4 protein-coding genes are annotated in these 3,735 nt (G+C 68.8%); all 4 read left to right on the plus strand.

Translation table 11 applies throughout. The annotated features are described in order from the left end of the window. The first annotated feature begins 119 nt into the window (after positions 1–119). Positions 120–1,166 carry a sugar ABC transporter permease gene (locus ABZ749_RS31425; RefSeq protein WP_357234166.1) on the plus strand — a complete coding sequence of 349 codons (1,047 nt, stop codon included), beginning with the start codon at positions 120–122 and terminating at the stop codon, positions 1,164–1,166. Position 1,167: 1 nt separating this feature from the next. After that, the gene (locus ABZ749_RS31430) at positions 1,168–2,136 is read left to right on the plus strand and encodes a carbohydrate ABC transporter permease (RefSeq protein WP_357208069.1); all 969 of its coding nucleotides are present in this window, start codon (positions 1,168–1,170) and stop codon (positions 2,134–2,136) included. A gap of 69 nt (positions 2,137–2,205) precedes the next feature. Further along, positions 2,206–3,252 (plus strand): LacI family DNA-binding transcriptional regulator, encoded by a 1,047-nt coding sequence (locus ABZ749_RS31435; RefSeq protein ID WP_357234169.1) that lies wholly within the window; start codon positions 2,206–2,208, stop codon positions 3,250–3,252. 30 nt (positions 3,253–3,282) lie between these two features. After that, the coding region (locus ABZ749_RS31440) for an alpha-amylase family glycosyl hydrolase (protein ID WP_357234171.1) at positions 3,283–3,735 on the plus strand (453 nt) is incomplete at its 3' end.

The raw sequence follows: 3,735 nt of genomic DNA on the forward strand, positions 1-3,735 counted from the left end.
GTGGGTTCGGCAAGTGTTCGCCGAGGCTCACAAATCCCGGTTTGGGGATGTCAGCGCTTCACGGCGCCCGCTGACGCGGGCCGGGCCACCGGCCGAGGTGGACCCGGAAGGGAGGGTTGATGGAGTTCGACTTCGCCGATCAGCAGCCGAAGCTCCTCATGCTGATGTACGGGCTGGTCGCCTTCGTGCTGGTGGTGGGTGCTCTCCTACTGCTGCTCGACGTGGTGCCGGCCTGGTTCGCCCGGCGACGGGAGGCGCAGCTCGTCGCTGCCTCGGTTAGTGGTGCTCCACTTCCCCGTCGACCCAAGCAGCGGGAGGGGATCTTCGCGCTCTTCTTCCTGCTGCCGACGCTGCTGCTACTCACCATCGGTCTGGTCGTGCCGGCCATCCGCACCGTGCTGCTCTCCCTGATGAACAGGACCAGCACGGAGTGGGTGGGGTTGGACAACTTCGGCTGGATGTTCTCCGACGACGCGATCGTCCGGGTCCTGATCAACACCCTGATCTGGGTGCTCCTGGTCCCGCTGGTAGCGACCGGTTTCGGCCTGATCTACGCCGTCCTGGTGGACAAGGCCCGCTTCGAGGCCGTGGCCAAGTCACTGATCTTCCTCCCGATGGCCATCTCCTTCGTCGGCGCCAGCATCATCTGGAAGTTCGTCTACGCCTACCGGGGTGAGGGCGACCAGATCGGTCTGCTCAATCAGATCGTGGTCAGCCTGGGCGGTGAGCCCAAGCAGTGGCTGCTCGAATCGCCGCTGAACACGCTGCTGCTGATCGTCATCATGGTCTGGATCCAGGCCGGCTTCGCCATGGTGGTGCTCTCCGCCGCGATCAAGGCGATCCCCGGCGACATCGTCGAGGCCGCCCGGCTCGACGGTGTCAGCCCGTGGCAGATGTTCTGGCAGATCACCATGCCGAGCATCCGACCGGCGCTGATCGTCGTGATGGTGACCCTCACGATCGCCACGCTCAAGGTCTTCGACATCGTCCGGACCTCGACGAACGGCAACTACGACACCAGCGTGATCGCCAACGAGATGTACAACCAGGCGTTCCGGTACAGCGAGAACGGGCGGGGTTCCGCGCTCGCGGTCTTCCTCTTCCTCCTGGTCATCCCGGTCGTGATCTACCAGATCCGTAACCTCCGTCAACAGCGGGAGGGCTGAGATGACCACCGCAACGCCCACCGTCGCCGCCGGCACCCAGAAGACCGACGGCACCCCGACCACCACGGCCGGCCGGGTCCGCAAGCGATTGAACAGCCGCACCGCGACGCTCGTCTCGATCGTCATCGCGGTGGTCTGGACCATCCCGACCTTCGGCCTGCTCGTGTCCTCCCTCCGGCCGGAGGACGAGATCAAGACCACCGGCTGGTGGACGGCCTTCACCAACCCGCAGTTCACCTTCGAGAACTACGAGCAGGTCCTGTTCGGGCGCTCGTCGTCCTCCGGGCAGCTCGCCGGCTCCTTCATCAACTCGCTGGCGATCACCATCCCGTCGGTGCTCTTCCCGCTCGCCTTCGCGTGCCTCGCCGCGTACGCGCTGGCGTGGATCAACTTCCGCGGCCGGGACTGGGTCTACATCGCGATCTTCGCGTTGCAGATCGTGCCGTTGCAGATGGCCCTGGTACCGCTGCTGAGGTTCTTCTCCACCGGGGTCAGCCTCGGCGGCGTCACTCTGATGCCGGCCTGGGACCTGGTCGACGAGCAGAAGTTCGCCCAGGTGTGGTTCGCCCACACCTGCTTCGCGCTGCCGTTCGCCGTCTTCCTGCTGCACAACTTCATCTCGCAACTGCCGGGGGACCTGATGGAGGCGGCCCGGGTCGACGGGGCCACCCACCCGAAGATCTTCCGCACCATCGTGCTGCCGCTGATCACCCCGGCGCTGGCGGCGTTCGGCATCTTCCAGTTCCTCTGGGTCTGGAACGACCTGCTGGTCGCGCTGATCTTCGCGGGTGGCGGTGACGAGACCGCTCCGCTGACGGTCCGGCTCGCCGAGATGGCCGGCACCCGGGGCAACGAGTGGCAGCGCCTGACCGCCGGTGCGTTCGTCAGCATCGTCGTACCCCTCATCGTGTTCCTGTCCCTGCAGCGCTTCTTCGTGCGAGGTCTGCTCGCCGGCAGCGTCAAGGGCTGACCCGCGCGCCCGCCGCCGCCTGGCCCCTCGGGCGGCGGCGGGCGCTCCGGGCACCGAGCGGGGGAAACCGTGACGAGGATCGATGATGTGGCCCGGCTGGCCGGAGTCTCCACGGCCACCGTCTCGCGGGCGCTGCGCGGACTACCGACGGTCTCGGCCGCCACCCGGCGCCGGGTGCTCGCCGCCGCCGAGCAACTCGACTACGAGGTCTCGCCGAGCGCGTCCCGGCTCGCCGGGGGCCGGACCGGCACGGTAGCGGTGGTGGTCCCCCGGATCACCCGCTGGTTCTTCAGCACCGTCGTCGAGGCGGTCGAGGAGTACCTCCACCAGTCCGGCTACGACCTGCTGCTCTACAACCTGGGCGGCCGGGAGCAGGTCCGCCAGCGGGTCCTGCGGACGGCCAACCTGCACAAGCGGGTGGACGCCATGATGCTGGTCGCCACACCGCTGCGTCCGGCCGACCTGACCGCGCTGGCCACGCTGGAACTGCCCGGCGTCACCATCAGCTCGGGCAGCAGGGTGCCCAACTGGCCGTGCGTACGGATCGACGACGTGGCGGCCGCGCGGGTCGCGACCAAGCATCTGATCGACCTCGGACATCACCGGATCGCCCACATCTCCGGCGACCCGGACGACGAGTTGGCCTTCACCACCCACCTCGACCGACGCCGGGGTTACCAGGCGGCGCTGCGCTCCGCGGGCCTGCGACCCGACCCCACCCTGGACATCGAGTCCACCTTCACCATCGACGGTGGCAACCGGGCCACCGCCGAGTTGCTGGCCCGCGGCGAGCCACCGACCGCGATCGTCGCCGCCTGCGACGAGATGGCGATGGGCGCGATGACCGCCCTGCGCGACGTCGGGCTGCGGGTGCCGCAGGACGTCAGCGTGGTCGGCATCGACGACCACGACCTGGCCGGTGTGCTCGGGCTCAGCACCGTCGCCCAGCCCGCTGCCGAGCAGGGCCGGCTGGCCGCCCAGATGTTGCTCGACCCGCTCGGGGCCCCGCCTCCGGGGCCCATCGTCAGTCAACGGGGTGCCGGTTGCGACACTCCGGTGGTCCTGCCCACCCGGTTGGTGGTCCGGGATTCGACAGCACCACCCCGGGCACACTGAAGTCCACACACCGCAACACGGGAGACGACCCTGAACACCGACTCGACGCAGCAGATCCCCTCCGGTCCCCCGGCCACCGGCTGGTGGACCGAGGCCGCCATCTACCAGATCTACCCCCGCTCGTTCGCCGACTCGGACGGGGACGGAATCGGTGACCTGCCCGGCATCACCGCCCGCCTCGACCACCTGGTCGAGCTGGGCGTGGACGCGGTGTGGCTCTCCCCCTTCTACCCCTCGCCGCAGGCCGACGCCGGCTACGACGTGGCCGACTACCGCGACATCGACCCGCTGTTCGGCACCCTCGCCGACGCTGACAAGCTGATCGCCGAGGCCCGGGCCCGCAACCTGCGCGTGATCGTCGACCTGGTTCCGAACCACACCTCGTCGGCGCACCGCTGGTTCCAGGCCGCGCTGCCGGCCGCGCCCGGCAGCGCGGAACGGTCGCCAGCAGTTGGCGCAGTTCCAGGTCGTTCTCGGGTTGAC

The sequence above is a fragment of the Micromonospora sp. NPDC047753 genome (assembly GCF_040642735.1).
Taxonomy (GTDB): domain Bacteria; phylum Actinomycetota; class Actinomycetes; order Mycobacteriales; family Micromonosporaceae; genus Micromonospora.

Bases quoted from the DNA above. Each gene is read 5' to 3' on its own strand.
- ABZ749_RS31425 (WP_357234166.1), top strand. From the start codon at position 120: ATGGAGTTCGACTTCGCCGATCAGCAGCCGAAGCTCCTCATGCTGATG.
- ABZ749_RS31430 (WP_357208069.1), top strand. From the start codon at position 1,168: ATGACCACCGCAACGCCCACCGTCGCCGCCGGCACCCAGAAGACCGAC.